This is a genomic window from Myceligenerans pegani (genome assembly GCF_014892515.1).
Lineage (GTDB): Bacteria > Actinomycetota > Actinomycetes > Actinomycetales > Cellulomonadaceae > Myceligenerans > Myceligenerans pegani.
In genome coordinates, this window is record NZ_JADBGR010000101.1 from 66,422 (window position 1) to 89,747 (window position 23,326).

Below are 23,326 nucleotides of genomic sequence, written 5' to 3' on the forward strand. Positions count from 1 at the left end.
GCCGCCGGGTCATCGGGCGGCGCGGCCCCGGAACCGGGCCCGGACGATCGGGTCCAGCAGGCCCAGCTCCTGGGCCCGCTGGAGCGCCGCCGCCCGGTCGTGCACGCCGAGCCGCCGGTAGACCTCGCGGATCTGCGTCTTGACCGTGTTGTGCGACACGAAGGACTCGCGGGCGACCTGCGTGGAGGTGAGGCCGTCGGCCAGCCGGTGCAGCACCACGAGCTGCCGGTCCGGGACGACGACGAACTCGACGGGGACCGGGGTCCTCCGGCGTCGCACGACCTCGTCGAGCGGCTCACCGGCGGGCCGGTGCTCGTCCCCCACGCCGGAGAGCAGCGCGTGCGCCGAGACCCACCAGAACGGCAGCGCCCCGCCCGCACGCTGGGCCAGCGCCTTCGCACGGGCGAACTCCCGCCGGGCGCCGTCGGCGTCGTCGAGCGCGCCACGCGCCTCGGCGGCGATCAGGGAGGACTCCAGGCGCAGGCCCACCATCGGCGTCTCCCCGAGCGCCCCGACGCCGGCGACCGCCTGCAGCGCCTCCCGCGGCCGCTCCCGGGCGAGCAGGACGCGACCGTCCACGAGCGCGCGCACCGGGGACGGCGGGGCCACCGTGTCGGCGATCAGCGCGGCGTTCGTGCCCCGGCCGAGCGACAGGTACAGGCGCACGAGGTCGAGCGCGATCAGCGGCGGGATCCGCGGGTCGCCGTCCCCGTCCCCCTCCGAGGGCGCACGTCCGCGCTGCGCGAGTGCGTCGCGCAGCAGGCCGACCGCGAGGTCCTCCTGCGACCGCAGCGCGGCCAGCACGGCCTCCACGTGCAGGCCGCAGAACCACAGGTCCGTCGTCCCGGCCTCCCGTGCCGCGCCGTGCAGGGGCGCAGGCAGGTCCTCCTCGAACCGTTCGAGCCGGACCAGCGCCGAGACCAGCGCCGGCGGATCGCCGATCGCGTGCCGCCACCAGCCGGGCGGTTCGGGGAGATTGCCGGCCTCGGCCGACCAGTCGACCGCCGCACGGACGTCGGAGTCGAGCGCATGGACGAGGGCGGCCGTCTCCGCCGCCGCGGCGGCGAGGGCGAACGCGCCACCGGCCAGCGCGGCGTGGTACGCGTTCTCCGCGTACCGCAGCGCCTCGTGGAGTTGCCCGGCCTCGGCAGCGGAGACGGCCGCCTGGAGACCCACCAGCGTCTGCTCGACCGCGGGTCGCCCGTGCGCCGACCGCAGCCATTCGCGGGCCGCCGTCAGGGACTCCTCGGCGCGCCCGGCCCGCCGGAGCCGGGCGGCACGCACGAACGTCGCGAGCCCGTCCTGCTCGCCCCCGGCGTCCGCCGCGGTCGCGCCGTCGCCGGGCCGCCCCGGGGCGCGCCGCGTGACCGACAGCAGCGCCCTCAGGTCGGCCGGAACGCCCCGGGCCGCAGCCGACGACACCGCTGTCCACAACGATTCGTGGAGCGTGGCGTCCTGCCCGTCCAGGATGTTCGTCCACACGCGCCGCTGGAGGCCGTCCACGAGGTCCGCGTCGCCCGCCTCCAGCGCGACCAGCAGGGCGCCGCGCACGTCGCCCTCCGCCTCACGGCGTCGCGCGACACGGCCGGCCCGGCGCCGCAGGTCTTCCGGCTCCCGGCCGTGGGCGTAGTCCAGCAGGGCGCGACGGACCGACGGCGCCACGGCGAGGATGCCGTCGGGCGAGGCGGGGTCGCGCAGGACGACTCCCGTGTCCAGGAGGCGGTCGACCAGGGCGCGGGTGTCCGCGGGTGACAGCGCTCCCCTGTCGTCGAGGTCGCCGAGGCGGAACCGCTCCGCGATGCTCGCCTCGAGGAGCAGCTTGATCGCCTCCTCCGGCAGCGCGCTCCGCAGGCACGCGGCCCGGCGGGCCGCGGCCACCGCGGCGACGAGGGCGTCGGTGACCTGTTCGCCGGCGGCACTCGCACGGGCGATGTCGTCGAGCGCCGGGTACACGACGGCCGGCCAGCCCGCGGTCGCCGCGACGAGCGTGCGGGCCTGCGGATCGGTGATCGTCACTCCGAGCTGCGCGGCCGCCGCCCGCGCCTCGTCGGGGCGGACCGCGAGGTCACGCAGCGTGAGCTCGAGGCGATGACCGTCACCCGTGGCGCGATCCGCCGGGCCCTCCCACGATCCGCCGCCGGGTCCGCCGTCGAGTCCGGGGCCGAGCCCGGCGTCGAGCGGCCAGCCGTCGAACGAGGGCGCCGTCCCTGGCAGCGGTGTCGCCGTCAGGGCCACGACGCGTCCGGTACGCAGCAGCCGGGCGACCCGGTCGAGGTAGGACAGGGCCGGACCCGACGTCCGGCCGAGGCGGTCGACGACGAGCACCGCCTCGTGCCCGTCGAGGGCGGACGCGACGTCCTCGGCGCTCCCCGAGGCGAGCGCCGCTCGTCCGGTCAGGTGCGCGAGTCCCGCCACGGCACGCCGGCCGAGCGCCGTGCCGTTCACGGCGCCGGCGACGTCGAGCCAGACGACGGGCGTGCCCTCCTGGATGCGCCGGCGGGCCCAGAGCGCGACCGCCGTGCCCCGGCCACTGCCCCACGGCCCGCGCATCGCGACGAGCCGCACCGAGCCGCCCGGCCGCAGCGCGTCGTCGAGCAGGCGCTCGATCGCCGGCCTGCGCAGAGCACGTCGCGACGGCACGGGGATCCGGCCGGCGGCGCGCCGGAGCGCCGGGAACGGACGCTCTGTCGGCCGGAGCGTCCGGCTATCCACTCAACCCCCTCCCGTCGCGGGACAGGGGACGGGCGGCTGCACACGCTCTCGGTCGACACCATCGATCACACTCGGATAAGACGGCACGCGGGAGAGGACGTGTCGGGTGACCTCCGTCACAGTGCGGCGGCCGCCTGTCTCCGTGCCCGCCCCGGCACGCCGTCGCACACGTCGATCACGGGCGGGGTGAGGTGGGGACAGGCATGCGAAAGCCCTGCCCGCAGCTGAGGCGAGTGGCTGCGGACAGGGCTTTCGGTCTCGGGGCGTCAGCCGGTGCGGCGTCGGCGGTGGGCGATGATCAGGGCGGCCGCACCGAGCAGGATCAGGAGCGCCGCTGCCGCGACGATCCAGCCGATGTCGGTCCCCGTGGAGGCCAGGGGCGGCGGGTCGCTCGGCGTGCCGGGGTCACCGGGCTGGTCGCCGGGCTCCGCCGGGGCGTCGGGCGGCGGGAGCGGGGCGCAGTCCGTGTCGGTCTGCTTCCCGCCCGTCTCGTCGGTCAGGGTCGCTGCGTTGTTCAGGCCCTGCTCGACGAGGTTCGACCCGGGCGGTGCCGTGCAGGCCGGCGAGCCGGTGCCGTCCGCACCCACCTCGCCGAACCGCGACGGGACCTGTGCGATCACGGTGACCCGGTAGACGTGCGGGGCGTACCCCTCGTCGTCCAGGCCGCCGATCCGCACGCCGGTGGCGATGCGCTGATCGCCCTCACCGTCGAACCCCGGGTTCGGTGTCACCCCCTCGGGGCCGGTGACCTCGACGTCCCGCGGCGTGACGACCGGGGCGAAGAGCAGCTCGTCGTCCAGGTCGTAGGTGGTCGGCTCGGTGCCGACGTTGCCGACGGTCAGGTCGTAGACCACCTTCCAGGTGCCGCCCTCCGCCGGCTTCGCCGAGACCAGGGCCTTGTCCAGGGTCGGCTTGCCGGGACGCACGCATTCGTCGTCGGAGCCCGTGATCCCGTTCCAGGTCACGTCGGCCACGTTGGCGAGGGCCCCGGCCACGGTCCCGCGGTCGGTGGTGCAGCCCGCCGTGCCGGACAGCTCGACGTCGCCCAGGTCCGCGGCGTAGCGCACCGTGACCCGGTAGGTGTGCACCACCGGGGCGTCCGTGGCCTCGGCGATGGGCTGGTCCGTCACGATCCGGGGATCGCCCGTGCCGTCGAACCCGGGGTTGATCCCGACGGGGTCGGGCGCGTCGGTGGTCACCTCCTCGACGCCGACAACCGTCACCCCCTTGCCGGGCGCGAGGGTGTCGTCGAGGTCGTAGGTCCCGGCGCCGGGGCCCCGGTTGGTGACCGTGACCTCGTAGGTCGCGTCGTACACGCCGTCCCGGCCGGCGACCGGCGTCACCGCGCCCGCGAGGGACTTGGCGACGTCGATCAGCGGCAGCGGCGCGCACGCGTCGTCGTCCCGCGTCTCGCCGTTGTGCGTGAGTTCACCGACGTTCGCGAGACCACCGGTCCCGCCGGACCCGGGTTCCGGGCACTCGAGCGTGCCCGGCGTGACGACCGCCTCGTCGAGCGAGACGACCACCCGCACCTGGTAGGTGTGGCTGTCCCCGGCGGGCAGCGCGACGTCGGTGGCGACGACGTTCTCGTCGGCGCCGTCCGCGCCCCGGCCGGTCCAGCCCGCCGACGGCGTGACGCCGTCGGGCGCGGTCGTCACCGCGGCGGACTCGACCTCGATCCCGTCCCCGTACCGCAGCCGGTCGCTCAGGTCGTAGTCGCCCTCGGCCGCACCCGTGTTGGTCGCGACCAGGTCGTACGTGATCGTCCACGTCCCGTCGCCGTTCGGCGTCGGGCCGTCGCCGATGGTCTTGTCGACGTCGATCAGCGGCAGGGTCGGGCATACCTCGTCCTCGCCCACGATCCCGTTGTGGTCCAGCAGCGTGCCGTTGGCCAGGCCGCCGCTCTCGCCCGACCCGGGAGGCGGGCAGACCAGGGTGCCGGGGTCGATCGTCTCCTCGTCGAGCGAGACGACGAGCTCCACCCGGTACGTGTGCGTCGCACCCGCGTCCAGGCTCGCCCCGGTGGCGATCAGGTTCTCGGCCGCGTCGGGCGCATCACCCAGCCCGGTCCAGCCGGCCTCGAGCGTGACGCCGTCCGGACCCGTCACGTCCTTGGCGACGACGTCGACGCCGTTGCCGAGGCGGAGCCGGTCGTACACGTCGTACGCGCCCCCGGCCTCACCGGTGTTCTCCGCGACGACGTCGTACACGACCGTCCACGTGCCGTCACCGTTCGGCGTCGGGCCCTCCGACACCGTCTTGTCCACGGTGATGTACGCGACCGTCACGCACGCCTCGGCGTCGTCGGTCAGCTCGTTGTGCTCGATCCGCGCGGTGTTCGACAGGCCGCCGTTCTCACCCGGCTCGGCCGAGCACGGCGTGATCACGGGGCTGCCGTCCTCGTCGTCCACCGACAGGACGACCTCCACCTGATAGGTGTGGCTCTCACCCGCGGGCAGGTTCACCCCCGTGGCGACGACGTTCTCGGGCGCGTTCTCGTCGGCGCCCAGGCCGGTCCAGTCCGGTGACGCCGTCACGCCGTCGGGCGTGGCGACGACCTCGCCGGATTCGATGACCAGGTCGCCGTCCGCCGTCATCCGGTCGGTCACGTCGTACTCGCCGTCGGCCCTGCCGGAGTTCTTCGCGACGATGTCGTAGGTGACCGTCCACGTGCCGTCCCCGCCCGGCACCGGGCCCTCGCTGACGGACTTGGTGATGTCGATCGACGGGATCGGCGCGCAGGCCTGGTCCTCCTCGACGGCACCGCGCTCGTCCGTCAGCGCGGAGGTGTTGTTGAACGCCGTGTCCGAGTCGTCGCCGTCGGCGCCGCACGCGGTCGGGTCGTCGGCGCCGCCCGCGCCGGGCACCTGGAGCGGCACCTCGGCGATGACGGTCAGCTCGTAGGTGTGCGGCGCGTAGCCGTCGTCGTCGTTCCCGGCGAGCGGTACCCCGGACGCGATCGTCAGGTTGCCCTGACCGTCCCAGGCGGGGTCGGCGAGCGTCACGCCGTCGGGGGACGACGTCACCTCGGCCGACTCGATCGTCGCCTCCTCGGTGAAGTGCAGCTCGTCGTCCAACGAGTACGACGTCGACGCCGCGCTCACGTTGGACACCTCGATCCCGTACACGACCTCCCAGCGGCCGTCGCCGATCGGCGTGGCCGAGACCAGGGTCTTCTCGTGCGTGGGCTCGCCGTCGACCTCGAACCCGGCCGGGTCGCAGTTGATCGTCGGCGGGTCCTCGGCGTCGTCCGGCTGGTCCGCCTCGGCACAGGCGGTGTTGACGAGGCTGTCGCCCGCCGAGGCGTCGGCCTCGATCTCGAACTCGTGGCTCTCGGTGGCGCCCGGCGCGAGCTCGTCGATGGTGAACGACCCGAGCTCGGGCTGCTGGTCGTCGGACACGACGACGTTCGTCAGCGTGCCCTGGCCGGTGTTCTCCACCACGATGCGGTACCGGATCGTGTCGCCGTCCCGGAAGACCGGGTGGTCCGCGACGTCGTTCGCGTCGCGCCAGGTGCCCTCGGCATCCTGGACGTACTTCTTGAGCGACGCGGAGTACATCGTGCCCATGGTCAGCGGCTCCGACGTGCGCATGACGAGCCGGGTGTGCTCGGCGCGCGCCTGGGCGCGGTTCACCCAGACGTCGCCGGGGTCGGCGCCGTCCGTCTCCATGTGGACCGTGAAGGCGGAGGTCGCGCCCGGCGCGAGCTCGCCGCCGATCACGCGGATCGCGGTCGGTTCGGCCGGCATGGTCGTGGTCCATCCGACCGTGTTGCCGGCCGGGTTCCCGGCCGCGCCGTTGGTGCTGTCCGCGGGGTCGTCCGACAGCGTCGCCGGGTCCGCGTCGGTGTAGTACACCGTCGCACCCGCGGGCGCGTCGACGCCGGTCACGCGGTAGGTGCCCGCGTAGTCCGTCCCGCGGCCGTCGCCGTTGTACGGGAGGATGTCGATCGTGTCCGTGAAGGCCTGCGGCTGCGGGTCCTCCGACTTGAGCGTCACCGTCCACGAGCCCGTGCCGTCACCCGAACCGTCGGGGTTGGCGATGAACCACTGGTCGGTCGTCTTCGCGATCAGGGTGCTCCCGCTGCTGCTGACCGTCACCTGTGCGGTCGCCTGCCGGGAGGTCTCGCCGGCCAGTTCGCTGGTGGCGGTGTTGGTGAGCACGTCGCCCGGGCGCACCGAGTTGGCGGCCACCGCCTGGTAGGTCAGGTCCTGCTCGGCGTTCGTGGGCACGTCGTCGAGGGTCCAGGTGAGCACCTGCCGTCCCTGGGCGTCCGTGGTGACCGCCGGTTCCGGGTCGGCGGATCCCGCGACGTAGGTCATGCCCACCGGGAGCGTGTCGGTGATCGTGTAGTCGTCGACCGTGTCCGGGATCGCGCCGGAGCCGTTCGCCGAGTACGTCAGAGTGAACGTCGCCGGAGCGCCGGGACGGACCACGGACTGGTCCGCGCTCTTCCGGATCGCCGGGGTGGCGTAGATGATCCGCAGGATGTCGCGGCGCCCGTTCGTGAAGGGGTAGCGCGCGCCAGGTGTGGAGACCCAGTCGTTCGAATCCCACGGCTCGCCCGGGCCCTCCCAGATCCCGCTGACCGGGTTGTACACGGAGCCGAACATCCAGACGTCCTGGCCGACCGGGACGTCGTCCTTGATCGTCGTGTACGCGGCGAGCTGGATGCCGTTGTAGCCCTCGCCCGTGGGCAGCGAGCCCGGGTAGACGATGCGGACGGCCTGCACCGTGGACAGGTCCGCCGGCTCCGTCGTCGTCCAGTTCGCCGCGTCGGCGCCGCAGTTGAACGTGTTCGGATCCGCGACGTTGCCGACGTAGTACTGGATGGTCGGGGGGTTGTCCAGCTCGGCGGCGCCGCCTCCGCCGTCGACCGGCGCGAATCCCCGGATCATCGGAATGATCGAATCGGCGGGCGGCGGCGTGTAGGTGACGTAGTCCGTGTCGAACACCAGGCACTGACCGTGCTGCGCTGTCGGGGGCGCGTTCAGGCGCGTCGGGTAGTTGTTGACGTACTGCATGACCGTCGTCCCGGCCGAGACGCGGTAGGTGTCGTCCCAGTTGGTGCCGCCGGCCCCGGTGTACGCGCGGTACCACGGCGCGGCCCAGCGGCCGGGCAGGGTGTACGTCTTGTTGGTGGAGTTGTTGCCCGGCAGGTCGGTGGACGTCAGCCCGGTCGTGGACGTGTACGTCGGCGCGTTCGACTGCAGCGTGACGGAGCCGGACTGGTTGGTGGCGATGCGCAGCCACAGGCTGCCGCTGGCGATGTAGTTCCAGTCCGTCGGGAGCGGGTCGCCCGCGATGGTGGAGTCCTTCGTCGGCGCGTCGGTGACGTCGTAGTCGATACCGCTCAGCGTCAGGTCGAAGACGCCGGGCTGACCCGCGACGGGCGTCAGGGTGCAGCTGTCCACGAAGTCCGTCTGCTGGTCGGCGGGGTAGTTCGGCAGCTCGGACCACGGCACTCCGCTGGCCCGGTTGGCGTTGAACGGCGAGCAGCCGACGTCGCCGTAGATCCCGGTGCCCACCGTCACGGCCGCGCCGTTGCTGTCGGTGAGTCGCAGCCGGTAGGTCACGCTGTCCGGGCCGGGGTCCGATCCCTTCCGCAGCCGCAGCGCCCACTGCAGGTCCAGGTCGACTGCCGTGTAGTTCCCGTTCCACCGGATGTACTCGGTGTTGCCGCCGAACTGCATGTCCATCGCGAAGTCGTTCACGATGGCGATCGGGTCCAGCGGCGCCTCCAGGCCGTCGATCTCGCCGACGGCGGTGAGCTCCTCACCCGTCTCGCCGTCGACCACGACCGGGGTCTGCACGACGACCGCGGTCCCCTGCACGACCGTGCCGAGGTTGCAGGTCAGCGTCTTGCCGTCCGCGGAGATGGCCGACGGCGGGTCGACGTCGTCGGTCAGGCAGAGGTCGGGGATCTCCGTGAACTCGCCACGGTCCACGGTGGCCGTGAACGTCACGTTCTCCACCGGGTCGTTCGCCGGCGCCTCCGGGTCGTCGTTGACGTTGACCCGCCACACCGCGTTGACCACGTCGCCGCGGCCCACCGTGGCGGGTGTGTCCGCCTCCCACTCGCCCGTGATCTCGTACACGGTGGCCGCTGTGGCGGGCGGTGCGGCTGCCGCGACGAGCCCGCTGGTCGCCGTCACGGCGGCGAGCACGCCACCGATCAGGCGCCGGGACAGGCTCGGCCGGGCGCTCTCCGCCCGGTGACGGCCGCGGGGTGCGCGGTGGCGGCCGCGGGCCGCCCCGGATGGTGATGTTCGTCGGGTCACGAGAGATCTCCTTGCCCATGCGTCTCATGCGCCCCGGCGGGGCACTCTTGCCACACGACTGAGGTCCGTGCTTGAAGAGTCAGACGCAACCCTCGCGACCCGGTGACGGTCCGGACGGTGCCGACCCGGCGGCCTCGACGATGCCAGTACACCGGCGACGGCGGGCGCCGGCCGGCATGTGAGGCACCGATCCGGCGCCACCCGTCGCCCGGTCCGATCGGCGCGGGCAGGCCCGCCGTCAGTCCGGCAGCTGCCAGACGAACACGAGGTTGGTGCCCTTCGCCGCGGCCGTGGCCTGGAACGAGTGCAGAGTCCACCCCTTCGCGGTCCCTGCGTCGAGGACCGGCTGGACCGTCTCCTCGATCTTGTCCTCGGCGTTGTCGACGAGACCGTGCTTGATGTACGTGTTCTCCACCTTGTAGCCGGCCATGGCTCCTCCTCGGGTGATGGGCGCATCGCCTGGCGCGTCAAGCACGCTTGACACACCGGGGTGGGTCAAGTGTGCTTGACACCATGACTAGGGTCAAGTGTGCTTGACTCGGCGACGAACGGAGGCACCCCGGTGCAGCACGACGACGGGACCGCGAGCTATCGGGACTCGAACAGGGCGGCCGCTCGGCTCGCCCTCTGGACACTGGCCTGGGTGGCGACGCTCGCCGTGGCCCGGTTCGGCCCGGAGCACCTGTGGGACTCGCGGCAGGTGGCGAGCTGGGTCGCCGTGATCGTCAACGTCCTCGCCGGCGCGGCCTGGATCATCGCCTTCATGCGCTTCATGCGAGCACTCGACGACCTCTGGCGCAAGATCGTCCAGGACGCGCTCGCGACCGCCCTCGGAGTGGGCTGGGTCGCCGGGTTCGGCTACCTCGTCGCGGACGCCGCCGGGCTCGTCGCGTACGACCTCGACATCGCGCTGTTCCCCGCGCTCCTGGGTGTCGCCTACCTGGTCGCCGTCGTCGTCGGCTGGATCCGGTACCGATGAGGAACCGCATCGCGGCCCTCCGGGCCGAACGTGCCTGGACCCAGGCCGACCTGGCCCGGCGGATCGGTGTGTCACGACAGTCGGTCAACGCGATCGAGACGGGGAGGTTCGACCCGAGCCTGCCCGTCGCGTTCCGCCTCGCCCGGCTGTTCGACACGACGATCGAGGACATCTTCACCGACGACGAATGACGGCGGGGTACACAGCCCTGACCGAGCCGTCCGGGACACCCGGACAAACATCGGAACTCTCCGCCGTGGCGCCGAGCAGATAGCAACGGGTACGTCTCATTGACGCCCGATAGATCCGATGTCTATCCTGAGGCCCGCAGAGCGAGGAGAGGCCTTGAGCACCGTCGTCAGCGTCGACACGTCCGACATCCGGTTCCCCACGTCCGAGCGTCTCGACGGCTCCGACGCGATGAACCCCGACCCCGACTACTCCGCCGCCTACGTCCGCATCGGCACCGACGCCGCCGACGGCCTCGAGGGGCACGGCTTCGTGTTCACGATCGGCCGCGGCAACGACGTCCAGGCCGCCGCGATCAGGGCGCTCTCGCCGTGGCTCGTGGGGCGGAACGCCGAGGAACTGCTCGCCGACCTCGGCGGATTCTGGCGCGAGCTGGTGGGGGACTCGCAGCTGCGCTGGCTCGGCCCCGAGAAGGGCGTCGTGCACATGGCGATCGGCGCCGTCGTCAACGCGCTGTGGGACCTGAGGGCGAAGCGCGCCGGGCTCCCGCTCTGGCAGCTGCTCTCCCGGATGAGCCCGGAGGAGATCGTCGACCTCGTCGACTTCCGCTACCTCGGCGACGCCCTGACCCGCGACGACGCACTCGGGATCCTACGCGCCGCCGAGCCCGGCCGGGCGGAGCGGGAGCGCACCCTGCTCGCCGAGGGCTACCCCGCGTACACGACCACGCCCGGCTGGCTCGGCTACGCCGACGAGAAGCTCGAGCGCCTGTGCCGCGAGGCCGTCGCCGACGGGTTCGGGATGATCAAGCTCAAGGTCGGCGGGGACGTCGACGACGACGTCCGCCGCCTGCGGATCGCACGCGACACCGTCGGCCCGGACCTCCGGATCGCGATCGACGCGAACCAGCGCTGGGAAGTCGGCGAGGCGATCGCCTGGATCTCCCGTCTCGCGGAGTTCGACCCGGCCTGGATCGAGGAGCCCACCAGCCCGGACGACGTCCTGGGGCACGCCGCCATCGCGCGCGCCATCGCGCCGATCCCGGTCGCGACGGGCGAGCACTGCTCGGGCCGCGTGATGTTCAAGCAGTTCCTCCAGGCCGGGGCGCTGAGCGTGCTGCAGCTCGACGCCACCCGCGTCGCGGGCGTCAACGAGAACATCGCGATCCTGCTGCTCGCCGCGAAGTTCGGCGTGCCGGTGTGCCCGCACGCGGGCGGCGTGGGTCTGTGCGAGGCCGTGCAGCACCTGTCGATGTTCGACGTCGTCGCCGTCGCGGGCACCACCAAGGGGCGGGTGCTCGAGTACGTCGACCACCTGCACGAGCACTTCGTCACGCCCGTCGAGGTGCGCGGCGGCGTCTACCACCCGCCGACGACGCCGGGCAACGGCATGGAGATGCTCGCCCGGAGCAGGGAGCGCCATGAGTTCCGCGGCTGAACCGACCGAGCCGGCGGCGCCGATCGACCCAACCGCCCCGGCCGACCCGACCGCGCCGCTCTCCCCCCGCTCGACCCTCGCCCTGCCCGCCCTCGGCTACGGCGCGGCCAACATCGGGAACCTGCACCGCGCGCTGACCGACGAGCAGGCGCACGAGGTGCTCGAGGCGGCGTGGGAGGCGGGGATCCGCTACTTCGACACCGCCCCGCACTACGGGCTGGGCTGGTCGGAGCGGCGCCTGGGCGACTTCCTGCGCACCCGGCCGCGAGCCGAGTACGTTGTGTCCACCAAGGCCGGACGCCTTCTCGTGCCCGACCCCGACGGCGCCGACCGCCTGGACCTGGACCACGACTTCCACGTGCCGGCGGCGTCGCGCCGTCAGTGGGACTTCTCCGCGGACGGCGTGCGCCGCTCGCTCGAGGAGTCGCTCGAGCGGATGGGGTTGGACCGGGTCGACCTCCTCTACCTGCACGATCCGGAGCGGCACGACCTCGACCGGGACCTGGAGACCGGCACTGCGGCGCTCGCCACGCTCAAGGACGAGGGCCTGATCGGCGCGTCCGGGCTGGGCTCCATGTCGACCGCCGCCCTCGAACGCGGCGCGCGCGGCGGAGGGCTCGACGTCCTCATGGTCGCCGGCCGGCTCACCCTCGCCGAGCAGCCCGCCCTGGCGGCCGTGGTGCCCGAGTGCAGCCGCACCGGCACGGCGATCGTGACCGCGTCGGTGTTCAACTCCGGCATCCTCGCCTCCGACGACCCGGGCGCGGACGCCCGCTACGAGTACGGCGCCGTGCCGCCCGAACTGCTGGCGAGGGTGCGGCGCATCGCCGCGATCTGCCGCGAGTTCGGCGTGCCGCTGCCCGCGGCGGCGCTGCAGTACACGCGCCGGGTCGGCCCCGTCGTATCCGTCGTCGCCGGCAGCAGCCGGCCGGAGCAGATCCGGCAGAACGCGGAGTGGATGGCGCTGGCGATCCCCGAGGAGCTGTGGGGCGCGCTCGCGGAGCAGCGGCTCGTCCCCGGACCGGCCGTCCCCTGACCCCACCCCTCCCCGAACCGCCACGAGGAGCGCCGATGCTCGAAGGAATCCATCCCCTGCTCAGCGGGGAGCTGCTGCTGCACCTGGACGCGATGGGCCACTCGGACGCCGTCGTCGTCGCCGACGCCCACTTCCCGGCAGCGACGCTCGCCCGCAACCTCGTCGTGCTGCCGGGCACGACGACGCCGGACGTGCTCGCCGCGATCCGGACCGTGGTCCTTCTGGACGACGCCCCGGGCCTGGACCTGATGCGGTCGGCCGACGGCGAGGTGCTCGGCGTGCAGCGCGAGCTCATGGCCGCCGCGGGCACGGACGAGTCGTCGACCCGGTTCGTCGAGCGGTACGACTACTACGACGTCGCACGGAACGCCTACCTGATCGTCCGCACGGGCGAGACCCGGAAATACGCCAACGCGCTCCTGCGCAAGGGCGTCGTCGGGCATCCGTCGTCCTGACCGCCGCCGCACGACAACGCCGCACGACGACGGACGACCGCGCCGCCCAGCGGCATCCGACCGCCGCGGGGCCGCCCCCGCATCACTCCCGCGGACGCAGCCGCAGCCCCGCCATCCCGCCGTCGACGGCGAGCATCACGCCGGTCGTGGACCCGGCGCGCGGCCCGGCCAGGTGGGCGACCGCGTCGGCGACCTCCTCCGCGCGGACCAGGCGGCCGTGCGGCTGACGCGCCTCGAGCGCGGCGCGCTCCGCGGCGGGGTCGTCGGCCGCCGCCAGCAGCCGGCCGATCCACGGCGTGTCGGCGGTGCCGGGATTCACCGCGTTGACGCGGATGCCCTCGCGCACGTGGTCCGCGGCCATCTGGAGTGTCAGCGACTGGACCGCCCCCTTGCTCGCGCCGTACAGGGCGCGCCGCGGGAGCCCGGCCGTCGCGGCGATCGAGCACATGTTCACGATCGCGGCCGACGGCGAGCGGCGCAGCCACGGCAGCGCCGCCCGGGCGACGCGCACCATGCCGACGACGTTCACGTCGAGGACGTGGTGCCACTCGTCATCGGGGTTCTCCTCGATCGTGCCCTGGGCGCCGATGCCGGCGTTGTTGACGACGATGTCGATGCCGCCCATGCTCGTCCCGACGGCGTCGATGCCGGCGCGCACGGCGGCGTCGTCGGTCACGTCGACGCGGTAGGCGTCCGCGAGGCCGTCGTGAAGCTCGCGGTCGAACACGGCGACGCGGGCGCCGTCCTCGCGCAGGCGGGCGACGACGGCCGCGCCGATGCCCGAGGCACCGCCGGTCACGACGGCGACCAGCCCCTCCAGCGGCCCGCTCATACCATCACCTGCCGCTGACGGCCCAGGCCGTCGATCTCCAGTTCGACGACGTCGCCCCTGGCCAGGTACGGGAAGCGGCCGGAGAGCGCGACGCCCTCCGGCGTGCCCGTGAGGATCAGGTCCCCCGGCTCGAGCGCGAGGTGCTGCGACAGGTGCCAGACGATGTACGGCACGTCGAAGATCAGGTCCGCGGTGCTCGAGTCCTGCCGCGGTTCGCCGTTGACCCAGCTGCGCAGCCGCAGGTCCCGCCAGTCGGCCTCGTCCGGCGTCACCAGCCACGGCCCGGTGGGCGAGAACCCGGGGGCCGACTTGCCCTTGGACCACTGGCCGCCGGAGGTCTCGAGCTGCCACGTGCGCTCGGAGAGATCGTTGGCGAGCACGAAGCCCGCCACGTGGTCCATGGACTTCTCGGGGCCGTCCAGGTACGTCGCCCGGCGGGAGATCACGACGCCGAGCTCGACCTCCCAGTCCGTCCGCTCGCTGCCGCGCGGGACGGCGACGTCGTCGTCCGGTCCGACGACGGTGTTGGGGGCCTTCATGAACATCACGAGGTTCCTGGGCGGTTCGACGCCGGACTCCGCCGCGTGCGCCGCGTAGTTCAGCCCGACGCAGTACACCGCGGACGGCCGCGCGATCGGCGCGCCCACGCGCGGGCCGGCCGCGCCCAGGACCGGGAGTTCGCCGGCCGCGACCGCGGCGCGGGCCCGGGCGACGCCGTCGTTCCCGAGGAACGACCCGTCGATGTCGCGTGTGATCGGGGTGAGGTCGAGGTACGTGTCACCGTCGACGACGACGGGCCGCTCCGCGCCCGGCTCGCCGATTCGCGCCAATCGCATGTGCCGCTCCGAACATCCGAGGTCTGGGCCGGATTCCCCGGCCGACCGCCGAGCCTAGCACCGGCGGCTCGGCATAGATCTGATGTCTGATGGGTGGACGCGCGCTACGCGGACGCGCTCGTCACGGGGTCGATCCCGTAGCAGCGACGCGCGGTTCCTCCCGAGACGTCCGCCCAGGCGGTCTCGCCCACGGTCGTCCGCACGAGCTCGAGCGAGGTCGCGACGGGCACCCCGGCACCCGGCAGGCCGGAGACGGGCCAGTCGCCGCCGAACATGCTCCGCCCCGGGCCGAACGCGTCCAGGGCGTACCGCACGAAGGCGGGCCCGCTCGCCCGGAGCACCTCCGCGGACGGCGCCTCGGGCGCGAGGCCGGAGAGCTTGACCCACACGTGCGGCAGTTCGGCGAGGCGGTCGATCGCCGCCCGCCACCGCGCGCCGTCGGGGCTCGCCAGTCCGGCGGCGACGGGCGGCTTGCCGAGGTGGTCGACGACGATGCGGGTCCCCGGCACCCCCGCGACGACGTCGGCGAGCCGGTCAAGGCGCTGCCACCGCACGCACGCGTCGAAGGTCAGGCCCTGTGTCCCGACCTCGCGCAGCCCGTCCGCGAACTCCGGGGCGGTCAGCGCCGACTCGGGCGCGTCCTGGAGGGACTGCCGCACGCCGCGCACGAGGGGGAAGCGGGTGAGCTCGCGCAGCCGCGCGCCGAGGTCCCGGAGGCGCAGGTCCGCGTGGGCGACGATCGCCCGCAGGCCCGGCCAGTCGAGGGACGAGACCCAGGCGACCTCGTCCGCGGCGGCGGCCAGGTCGGCGTCGGCCTCGACGAACACCCACTCGCGGATGGCGCCGTCCGCGGTGTCGACGTCGGCCGGGACGAACCGGCGGTCCAGCCCTGCCGCTCCCGCGAGCCACGGGTACGACAGCCGGGCGGGGTCCCAGACGTGCACGTGCGCGTCGAGCACGGGGCCGCTCATGCCGCCCTCCGCAGCCATTCCTCGACCCCCGCGACGTGCGCGACCATCAGGGCCGCGGCGAGTTCCGCGTCGCGTCGCGCGAGGGCGCGGGCGATGCCGCGATGCTCCCCGATCGTGCGTTCGACGGCGCCGCCCTCGGTGATCCCGCGCCACAGTCGGGCGCGCACGGTGCGGCTGGACAGGGACTCGAGCAGGCTCGTGAGGTACGCGTTGCCCGTCGCGGCGGCGATCCGCAGGTGGAAGTCGACGTCGTGGGCGACCAGTTCCTCGACCCCCGGGGCGTCGGCGAGCTCGTCGACGAGCGCGCCGATCCGCTCGAGCTCCTCGTCGGTCGCCGCCTTGGCTGCGAGCGCGGCCGCCCCGGGTTCGAGGATCCGCCGGACGGCGAAGGTCTCCAGGACCGAGCCGTCCCGGTGCAGGTCGACGACGAAGGACATCGCCTCCAGGAGCAGGCGCGGCTCGAGGCTCGTCACGTACGTCCCGTCGCCGCGGCGTACGTCGAGGACGCGGATCACGGCGAGCGCCTTCACGGCCTCGCGCAGCGAGCTGCGCGAGAGGCCGAGCCGCTCGCTGAGTTCCTTCTCGGGCGGCAGCCGGTCGCCGGGGTGCAGTTCCCCCGACACGATCATGTCCTTGATGCCGGCGATCGCCTCGTCCGTGACAGCCACGCCTTGATCCTACCGATTGGTCGGATGTCTGCGGGGAGGCTTGCGGGCGACATGGCAGCAATGGTAAATTTCGGTCACTAAACCGGTTTAGTTCCAGGGCCACAGCCCGCGGAACCGTTCCGGGGGCCGGGTGCGAACCGCGCCCGGCCCCCGGGGCACCGGAGTCCGCAGCACACGAAGGAGTGTCGATGATGAGACTCGCCCACCGGCCGCACACCAGGCGCCGGGCCCTCGCCGCGGGGATCGCGGCCCTCGCCGCCCTGTCCGCCGTCGTGGGAGCGGCGCCGGCCACGGCGACCCCCGGCAACGGACGCGGCCCGGTGCCGGCAGCCTCCGGCACCACGACGGTGGCGTACGTGGAGGTCAACAGCAACAGCATCGCCAATGTCGGCCGCTACTCGATCGCCTCCACGGGCGAGCCCGTGTTCGACATCGGCATCATCTTCGCGGCCAACATCAACTACGACGGCGAGAACGCCTACCTGTACCTCAACCCGCAGGTGCAGGCCACCCTGGACGACGCCGACACGCTGATCCGCCCGCTGCAGGCGAAGGGCATCAAGGTCTACCTGTCGATCCTCGGCAACCACCAGGGCGCCGGGTTCGCGAACTTCCCCGACCGCGCGTCCGCGGCGGCCTTCGCTCAGGAGCTGGCCGACGTCGTCGACGAGTACGGCCTGGACGGCATCGACTTCGACGACGAGTGGGCCAACTACGGCGCCAACGGCACCGGCCAGCCCAACGACTGGTCCTTCGTGTACCTGGTCGACGAACTCCGCGACGCGATGCCGGACAAGGACATCTCCCTGTACATGTACGGCCCGTCCTCGACCCGGCTGGAGTACGACGGCATCCGCGTGGGCGACCACCTCGACTACGCGTGGAACTCGATCTACGGCACGTGGGACCCGCCGTCGGTCCCGGGGCTGACCAAGGCCCAGGAGGGCCCGGCCGCGGTGAACATCGCCGCGACGTCCCCGACGACCATGGCGAGCCTCGCGCGCCGCACGGTCCGCGAGGGCTACGGGGTGTACCTCACCTACAACCTGACCAACGACGACCAGACGGCCCGCGTCTCGTCGTTCACCCAGGAGCTGTACGGCAGCCCGGCGATCCGCGACTGAGGACCGTTCGCCAAGGATCGCGCGGGTAGGCCCTGCCGAACAGTCGTGTGGTTCCAGCCCGCTCTGCCGAACCGCCATGTGTGCCCGGCAGAGCGGCGATGAAACGAACCACACGACTGTTCGGCAGCCGCGCCTACCCGCGTGATCGGTCAGCGCGACTCCGTCAGGAGCTCGATCTGGGCCAGGGCGCCGGCGTCGTGCAGGTCGACGCGGACGGCGTCGCCGGCGACGGCGGTGCGCGGGACGAACGGGCGCAGCCGTCCGGGCCTGCCGAACTCCTCCCCCGACCGCTCGTCGACGGTCCGCCACCGGCCGGCGCCGTCGCGCACCCGCACCGTCCAGGACGACGGCGGGGGCGCGCCGTCCGCGGCGGAGACCAGGGTGTAGGCGCGCAGTTCTCCCTGCCTGAAGCCGGCCGGCGCGGCCCATTCCAGGGTGCCCGGTCCGACTGCGACCGCCGTCGTCAGGTCGTCGTCGGCGAGGCCCGGCAGCGTACGCCCGTCGGGTGTGCGCCACTCCCCCGCACCGCTGACGTCGCGCCACGGCACGTGCGCGCTGTCCGGGGCCGCGTCCTCCGGCATCGTGTCGGTCCCCCACGACGACGGCTCGGCGGCCAGGGTGACCCGCACCGTCCCGGCCGCGACCAGCGCGGCGTGGTCCACCTGCGGCCCGTCCAGCGCCTGCCCGCCAATCTCGAACCCGTCCACGTACCGCAGGTGCGGCGCGCCTGGGGCCGAGATCTCCAGGTCGCCGTCCGGCCGGTGCAGCACGACCCGCTCGAACAGCGGCGCGCCCACGGCCCACCGCCCCGACCCCGCGTCCAGCGGGTACAGCCCCAGCGCCGAGAGCACGTACCAGGCCGACATCTCCCCGTTGTCCTCGTCGCCGTGGTAGCCCTGCCCGATCTCGGACCCCGTGTACAGGCGGTCCAGGATCTCCCGCACGGTCCGGGCGGCGCGGTCCGGCCTGCCCGCGTACAGCCAGGTCCAGGGAATGTGGTGGGACGGCTGGTTGGACTGCCCGAGCTGGCCCATCCGCACGTCGCGCGCCTCGACCATCTCGTGGATGACACCGCCGTAGGTGCCCGGCTTGTCCGCCCGCTCCGGCGTCGCGAAGAACCGGTCGAGCGCCGCCGCGAGGCCTCGGCGACCCCCGTGCAGGCGAGCCGCCGCCGCGCCGGGCAGGGGGCCGAACGCGAAGTTCCAGGCGTCGGTCTCGGTGTAGTCGCCGCCCCACTCGCCGGGGTCGAACGCGTCGTCGCGGACGACGCCGGACGCGGCGCGCCCGCGGAAGAAGCCGCCGTGGCCGTCCACGCGGAACAGGTGCAGGTACGCCGCCGCCCGGCTGCGCAGCCACGCCGCCTCGTCGCGCAGCGACCGGCGTCGTCCCTCCGGGACGTCCGGGTCCTCCGCGAGCCGCTCCGCCATTCCCGCGAGCGCGGCGTCGTTGACGCAGCCCTCCAGGGTCCACGACACCGACTCGGGCACGTCGCGCGGCACCCAGCCGTGCAGGAGGGCGTGCGCCTGCCCCTTGCGGCCCGCGCCGGGCGGGTCGTCCGGCCCGGGCACGGTGGTCGCGTTGCGCAGGCCTGCCTCGTAGGTGCCGAGGCGGTCCGGCAGGGCGACGCCGCAGGCGTCCAGCCCGGCGAACGCGACGTCGGACGACGTCCCGGTCATGAGGTCCGCGTACCCGGGCGAGGACCACCGCGCGATCCAGCCGCCCTCGCGGTACTGCTGCACGAACCCGTCGGCGAGTTCGGCGGCGACGTCCGGGTGGAGCAGCGCGTAGGCGGGCCAGCAGGTGCGGTACGTGTCCCAGAAGCCGTGGTTGACGTACAGCTTCCCGGGGAGCACGGGCGCGCCGTCGCGCACCGGGGACGCGTGCGCCGGGCCGTCGGGGGTGTCCTCCCAGTACGAGGACGGGTAGAGGTTGAGCCGGTAGAGCCCGCCGTAGAGGGTGACGCGCTGTTCCCGGGTGGCGCCCTCCACCTCGAGCACGTCGAGGCGCTCCGCCCAGCGCTCCCGCGCGGCCGACACGATGCCGTCGAGGGGTACGCCGGTCTCGGCGCCGAGGGCGCGCCGGGCCTGTTCCAGGGAGATGTACGACGTCGCCACCCGGGCCTCGATCGCGCCCTCCGCCAGGGGGAACGTCGCGTACACGGCGTGCCGCCGGTCGCCGTCGGCCCGCCCGGTGGCGACGGGCGGACGGTCGAACCGCCCGGCCACGTACATGCGGGAGCGGCCGGTGGACAGGCCACCGCCGTGGTCGCTCCAGCCGGTGAGGGTTCCGGTGGCGGGGTCGATCTCGACGTGGACGGGCCCGTCGGGGCCGGCGCCGTCGTCGGACACGGCATCGATCACGACGTGTCCGACGGCGGCCCCGGGCGGGAACGTGAACCGCAGGACGCCGCCGTGCGCGGTGGGCGCCACCTCGACGCGGTGGCCGTCGTCCGTCGTCGCGGCGTAGTGGTGGGGCCGCGCCGTCTCGGCGTCGTGGGAGAAGGGCAGGGCCCGGGCGGCGAGGGAGGCGTCGGGGGCGCCGCGTCCGGGCCGGTGGGAGACCGGGTGGAACGCGAGCTGGTTGCGGTCGCCCATCCAAGGGCTGGGGGCGTGCGTGACGGCGACGCCGTGCAGCCGGGGCCGGTTGTCGCGGCCGTTGTGCGCGGCCCAGGAGTAGGGCCACGTGCCGGACGCGCCGTCGGTCAGCGGGGTCCAGCCGCAGAAGCCGTTCGGGAGGGACGTGATCGGCGACGTGTTGCCGCGCGAGTACACGCCGGTGGAGTGCGTCCCGCGGCGCGTGTCGACGAGGTCGACCGGGGCGACGGGGCCGGTCTCGGGGCGTTCGGTCAGCTCGATCGCGTCGAACCAGGCGACGGACGGGGTTCTGGCGGTCTCGGAGGCGGTGACCGCGATCGCGCGGACGCGGCGCCCGGTGGCGGGCGCGAGGTCCACCCGCACGAGGTTCCAGTGGTCCGGCAGCAGGATCTTCGCCGCTCCCTGCGCGGCGGCGGACGCGCCGAACCCGTACCGGTCGCGCGGCGGGTCGTGGGCGAACGCCTCCGACAGCCAGCTCCCGTCGTCGAGCAGGCAGTCCATCGCGACGTGCGTCGCGGCGTACGTCAGGGCGTCGTCGAGCACGGGCAGGACGGCGTACACGAGCTCGGTCCGCTCCGTGACGAGGACGTCGAGCCCGTCGAGGACGACGGCGCACCCCGGCGCGGACCAGGTGGCCCGCCAGGCGTCGACGCTCGTTAGCCCGACGCCCGGGCGGCCCGCGGGCACGTGCTCCGGGCCGCCGCCGTGGGTCAGGCGCATCAGCGTCCGTCCTCCTGGACGACGGCGGTCGCGCCGCCGGGCAGCTCGATGCGCGGCGGACCGCCGGCCTCGGCGGCCTCCACCCAGGCGGCGAAGAACTCCGAGCCCGGCGCGGTCCGCGAGCGGAGCACCCGCCCGTCGGCGTCGCAGGGCGCCGCGAGCGCCGACGCGGCGCGGGCGTCCGGCATGCGTGCGGCCGCCTCGCGCAGGCCCGGGAGGGCGTCGCGGACGGCCTTGCCGAGCGGCTTGGGAACGCCGTCGGAGGTGAGCAGGCCGAGCGAGTACTCCAGCTCGGGGAAGTCGGCCAGGGAGCGGTCGACGTCGTGCGAGCACCACCAGGTCACGCCCCACAGGCCCGGCATGGTCACGGCGTTCGCGAGGGTGTCGACGGCGAAGGCGGGCACGCGCTCCTCGCCGAGCACGGGGACGGGCGCGCCGACCTCCTGGAGCCACAGCGGCCGGGCGGTGTCCCTGGTCGTCGCTCGCTGCCCGGTGCCAGGGGCCGCCGTCGCGTCGCCAAACCTGACCGCAGCGCCGGACCCGGCCGCGGCGCCGGACCGTGCCCACGCCGCCGCGAGCTCCAGGAGGTACCGCGCGAACCAGGTCTGCGCCGGGTGGTCCGCCGGGAAGTGGTGCGCGACCCCGGTGAACACCCACGAGTGCACGGTGAGCAGGTCGCCGTGCCGCACGGCGTGCCGCGGGGTGAAGGTGCTGGAGTCGACGAACCAGACGTCGTCGTCGTACGAGTGGGTGTGGCGGGACGACGGCGCGGCGGCGCGGGCCGCCTCCAGGAGCCGCGCCAGCCAGGCGTCCGCCTCGGCGGGGGTCACGGGCCGGGGGTCGGGGTGGGCGGCCTTGGCGAACTGCGGGACCTCGTTGCCGAGGGTGAGGCCGAGGAAGCCGGGCCGCCCGGCCAGGGCCTCGCCGAGCGCACCGACCAGGCGGGCCTGCCCGTCGAGCGCCTCCGGATCGGTGAAGAGGTTCCGGCGGTGCCAGGTGGTCAGCCAGGACGGCACGAAGTCGTAGCTGGACAGGTGTCCCTGCAGCGCGTCCACGCTCGCGTCGAGGCCGGCGGCGTGCGCGGCGTCGACCACGGCGACGACGTCGGCCACCGCGGCGGGCCGCACGAGCGCCCGGTTGGGCTGCAGCACGTCCCACAGCGGGAGCACCCGGATGTGGTCGAGGCCGAGGGCGGCCAGGCCGTCGAGGTCGCGGCGGACCTGGTCCAGGTCGAGGTCGAGCCAGCCGTGGAACCACGCCTTGCCGAGCGTGTAGTTGGCGCCGAAGCGCATGGGACTCCTCTGGTGGTCGGGGAGGCGATCGGGGGTGTCGCGGTGCGGGATGTCGCGGCCGGACGCGTCGCGGCCGGGTATGTCACGGTCGGGAATATCGCGGTCGGACGTGTCGCGGTGGGGAAGGTCGCGGTCGGAAACGGCCAGACTCATGGGCCCTCCGGCGCCGGGCCGGTGCTGGCGCGGCGCACGAGCTGCGGGACGGGTGCGGTGATGACGTCGTCGGCCCGCCCCTCGCCGAGGACGGTGAGCAGGGTGGTGGCCACCTGCTCCCCGAGCGCGAACGTGTCGCGGCTCAGGGCGGTGAGGGCCGGCTGCACGAGGCGCGCCAGGTCGGAGTCGTCGAACGACACGACCGACACGTCGCCCGGGACCCGCACCCCGCGGCCGACCAGCACGCTGAGCCCGGCCAGGGCCTCGACGTCGGAGTCGAACACGATGGCGGTGGGCGCCCGGCCGGCGTCCAGCAGTCGCTCGGTCGCCTGGGCGGCCTGGTCCTGCGAGTAGTCGGTGGGCTGCGTGGTGACCGTCAGGCCACGCTCGGCCGCGACCTCGCGCAGCGCGGCGACGCGCCGTGCCGAGTGCACGTACGCCGCGATACCGCCGACGTGCCCGATCCGGGTGTGGCCGAGGTCCGCGAGGTAGCGCACGACGGCGGTCATGGCGGCGTGGTCGTCGACGAAGACGGCGGGCACCGGGCCGGGCGTGCCGTCGCCGCCGAGGATGACGGCCGGCAGCCCGAGCCGTTCGACGGTGGCGGGCCGCGGGTCGTCGGCCTCGAGGTCGAGCAGGACGACGCCGTCGGTCCGACGCTCGGCCGCCCATCGCTCGTACACCTCCAGCTCGGCGGCCGTGTCCTCGACGACGAGGAGCTGCAGCGCGACCCGGTCCGCGGACAGCCGCGCCTGCAGCCCGGAGACGAGTTGCGCGAAGAACGGCTCCACCCCGAGGGTGCGGGCGGGGCGGGCCACCACCAGCCCGACGGTCTCCGTCCGCCGCCCGCCCAGTGAGCGGGCGGCGGAGTGCGGGCGCCAGCCGAGTTCCTCGACGGCCGCCCGGATGCGCTCCTGGGCGGCGGCACCCACGCCGGGCTTGCCGTTGAGGGTGAACGACACCGCCGTGGGCGACACCCCCGCGGCGCGGGCGATGTCCGCGATCGTGGGGCGGCGGGTGCGTGCCATGGGACCTCCTCGTCGTGGT

Annotated in this window: 16 protein-coding genes; 6 read left to right on the forward strand and 10 right to left on the reverse strand. The window is 74.0% G+C overall.

Annotated features, from left to right (window positions below; translation table 11 throughout):
- Nucleotides 1-9 precede the first annotated feature (9 nt).
- From IIE03_RS26805 to IIE03_RS17190, 3 genes are all read right to left on the reverse strand, one after another.
- Nucleotides 10-2,712: a LuxR C-terminal-related transcriptional regulator gene (locus IIE03_RS26805; protein ID WP_193107588.1), complete on the reverse strand. Its 2,703-nt coding sequence runs from the start codon at nt 2,710-2,712 to the stop codon at nt 10-12.
- Nucleotides 2,713-2,978: 266 nt separating this feature from the next.
- Nucleotides 2,979-8,993, reverse strand: coding sequence for a DUF7507 domain-containing protein (locus IIE03_RS17185; protein ID WP_192863981.1), 6,015 nt, complete (start codon nt 8,991-8,993; stop codon nt 2,979-2,981).
- 238 nt (nt 8,994-9,231) lie between these two features.
- Nucleotides 9,232-9,423 carry a hypothetical protein gene (locus IIE03_RS17190; protein ID WP_192863982.1) on the reverse strand — a complete coding sequence of 64 codons (192 nt, stop codon included), beginning with the start codon at nt 9,421-9,423 and terminating at the stop codon, nt 9,232-9,234.
- Between the two features lie 132 nt (nt 9,424-9,555).
- On the opposite strand from IIE03_RS17190, the gene IIE03_RS17195 reads away from it, so the two are divergent.
- From IIE03_RS17195 to IIE03_RS17215, 5 genes are all read left to right on the forward strand, one after another.
- The gene (locus tag IIE03_RS17195; protein WP_192863983.1) at nt 9,556-9,972 is read left to right on the forward strand and encodes a hypothetical protein; all 417 of its coding nucleotides are present in this window, start codon (nt 9,556-9,558) and stop codon (nt 9,970-9,972) included.
- Nucleotides 9,969-10,163 carry a helix-turn-helix transcriptional regulator gene (locus IIE03_RS17200; RefSeq protein ID WP_192863984.1) on the forward strand — a complete coding sequence of 65 codons (195 nt, stop codon included), beginning with the start codon at nt 9,969-9,971 and terminating at the stop codon, nt 10,161-10,163. The genes IIE03_RS17195 and IIE03_RS17200 overlap by 4 nt, the downstream gene beginning before the upstream one ends.
- Nucleotides 10,164-10,317: 154 nt before the next feature.
- Nucleotides 10,318-11,598 (forward strand): enolase C-terminal domain-like protein, encoded by a 1,281-nt coding sequence (locus tag IIE03_RS17205; RefSeq protein ID WP_192863985.1) that lies wholly within the window; start codon nt 10,318-10,320, stop codon nt 11,596-11,598.
- The gene (locus IIE03_RS17210) at nt 11,582-12,634 is read left to right on the forward strand and encodes an aldo/keto reductase (RefSeq protein ID WP_192863986.1); all 1,053 of its coding nucleotides are present in this window, start codon (nt 11,582-11,584) and stop codon (nt 12,632-12,634) included. Before IIE03_RS17205 ends, IIE03_RS17210 begins: the two co-directional genes overlap by 17 nt.
- Before the next feature lie 35 nt (nt 12,635-12,669).
- A complete protein-coding gene (locus IIE03_RS17215; protein WP_192863987.1) occupies nt 12,670-13,089 on the forward strand; it encodes an RbsD/FucU family protein in 420 nt (139 codons plus the stop codon).
- 82 nt (nt 13,090-13,171) lie between these two features.
- Here IIE03_RS17215 and IIE03_RS17220 read toward each other — a convergent pair whose 3' ends face one another.
- From IIE03_RS17220 to IIE03_RS17235, 4 genes are all read right to left on the reverse strand, one after another.
- Entirely contained in the window at nt 13,172-13,921 is a 750-nt protein-coding gene (locus IIE03_RS17220; RefSeq protein ID WP_192863988.1) for an SDR family NAD(P)-dependent oxidoreductase, read from the reverse strand.
- Nucleotides 13,918-14,757, reverse strand: a complete 840-nt coding sequence (locus IIE03_RS17225; protein WP_192863989.1) for a fumarylacetoacetate hydrolase family protein — start codon at nt 14,755-14,757, stop codon at nt 13,918-13,920. Before IIE03_RS17225 ends, IIE03_RS17220 begins: the two co-directional genes overlap by 4 nt.
- 104 nt (nt 14,758-14,861) lie before the next feature.
- A complete protein-coding gene (locus IIE03_RS17230) occupies nt 14,862-15,728 on the reverse strand; it encodes an amidohydrolase family protein (protein ID WP_192863990.1) in 867 nt (288 codons plus the stop codon).
- Nucleotides 15,725-16,396: a FadR/GntR family transcriptional regulator gene (locus IIE03_RS17235; protein ID WP_192863991.1), complete on the reverse strand. Its 672-nt coding sequence runs from the start codon at nt 16,394-16,396 to the stop codon at nt 15,725-15,727. The genes IIE03_RS17230 and IIE03_RS17235 overlap by 4 nt, the downstream gene beginning before the upstream one ends.
- Nucleotides 16,397-16,587: 191 nt before the next feature.
- Between IIE03_RS17235 and IIE03_RS17240 the strand changes: the two genes are divergently transcribed.
- Entirely contained in the window at nt 16,588-17,520 is a 933-nt protein-coding gene (locus IIE03_RS17240; RefSeq protein ID WP_192863992.1) for an endo-beta-N-acetylglucosaminidase H, read from the forward strand.
- Between the two features lie 149 nt (nt 17,521-17,669).
- On the opposite strand, the gene IIE03_RS17245 is transcribed toward IIE03_RS17240, so the two are convergent.
- Genes IIE03_RS17245 through IIE03_RS17255 form a run of 3 tightly spaced genes read right to left on the reverse strand, consistent with a single transcriptional unit; the run spans nt 17,670 to nt 23,307 of the window.
- On the reverse strand, nt 17,670-20,834 hold the full coding sequence (locus IIE03_RS17245) for a GH92 family glycosyl hydrolase (RefSeq protein WP_192863993.1): 3,165 nt from the start codon (nt 20,832-20,834) through the stop codon (nt 17,670-17,672).
- Nucleotides 20,834-22,279: a glycoside hydrolase 5 family protein gene (locus IIE03_RS17250; RefSeq protein ID WP_192863994.1), complete on the reverse strand. Its 1,446-nt coding sequence runs from the start codon at nt 22,277-22,279 to the stop codon at nt 20,834-20,836. Before IIE03_RS17250 ends, IIE03_RS17245 begins: the two co-directional genes overlap by 1 nt.
- Nucleotides 22,276-23,307, reverse strand: coding sequence for a LacI family DNA-binding transcriptional regulator (locus IIE03_RS17255; protein WP_192863995.1), 1,032 nt, complete (start codon nt 23,305-23,307; stop codon nt 22,276-22,278). Before IIE03_RS17255 ends, IIE03_RS17250 begins: the two co-directional genes overlap by 4 nt.
- Nucleotides 23,308-23,326 lie beyond the last annotated feature (19 nt).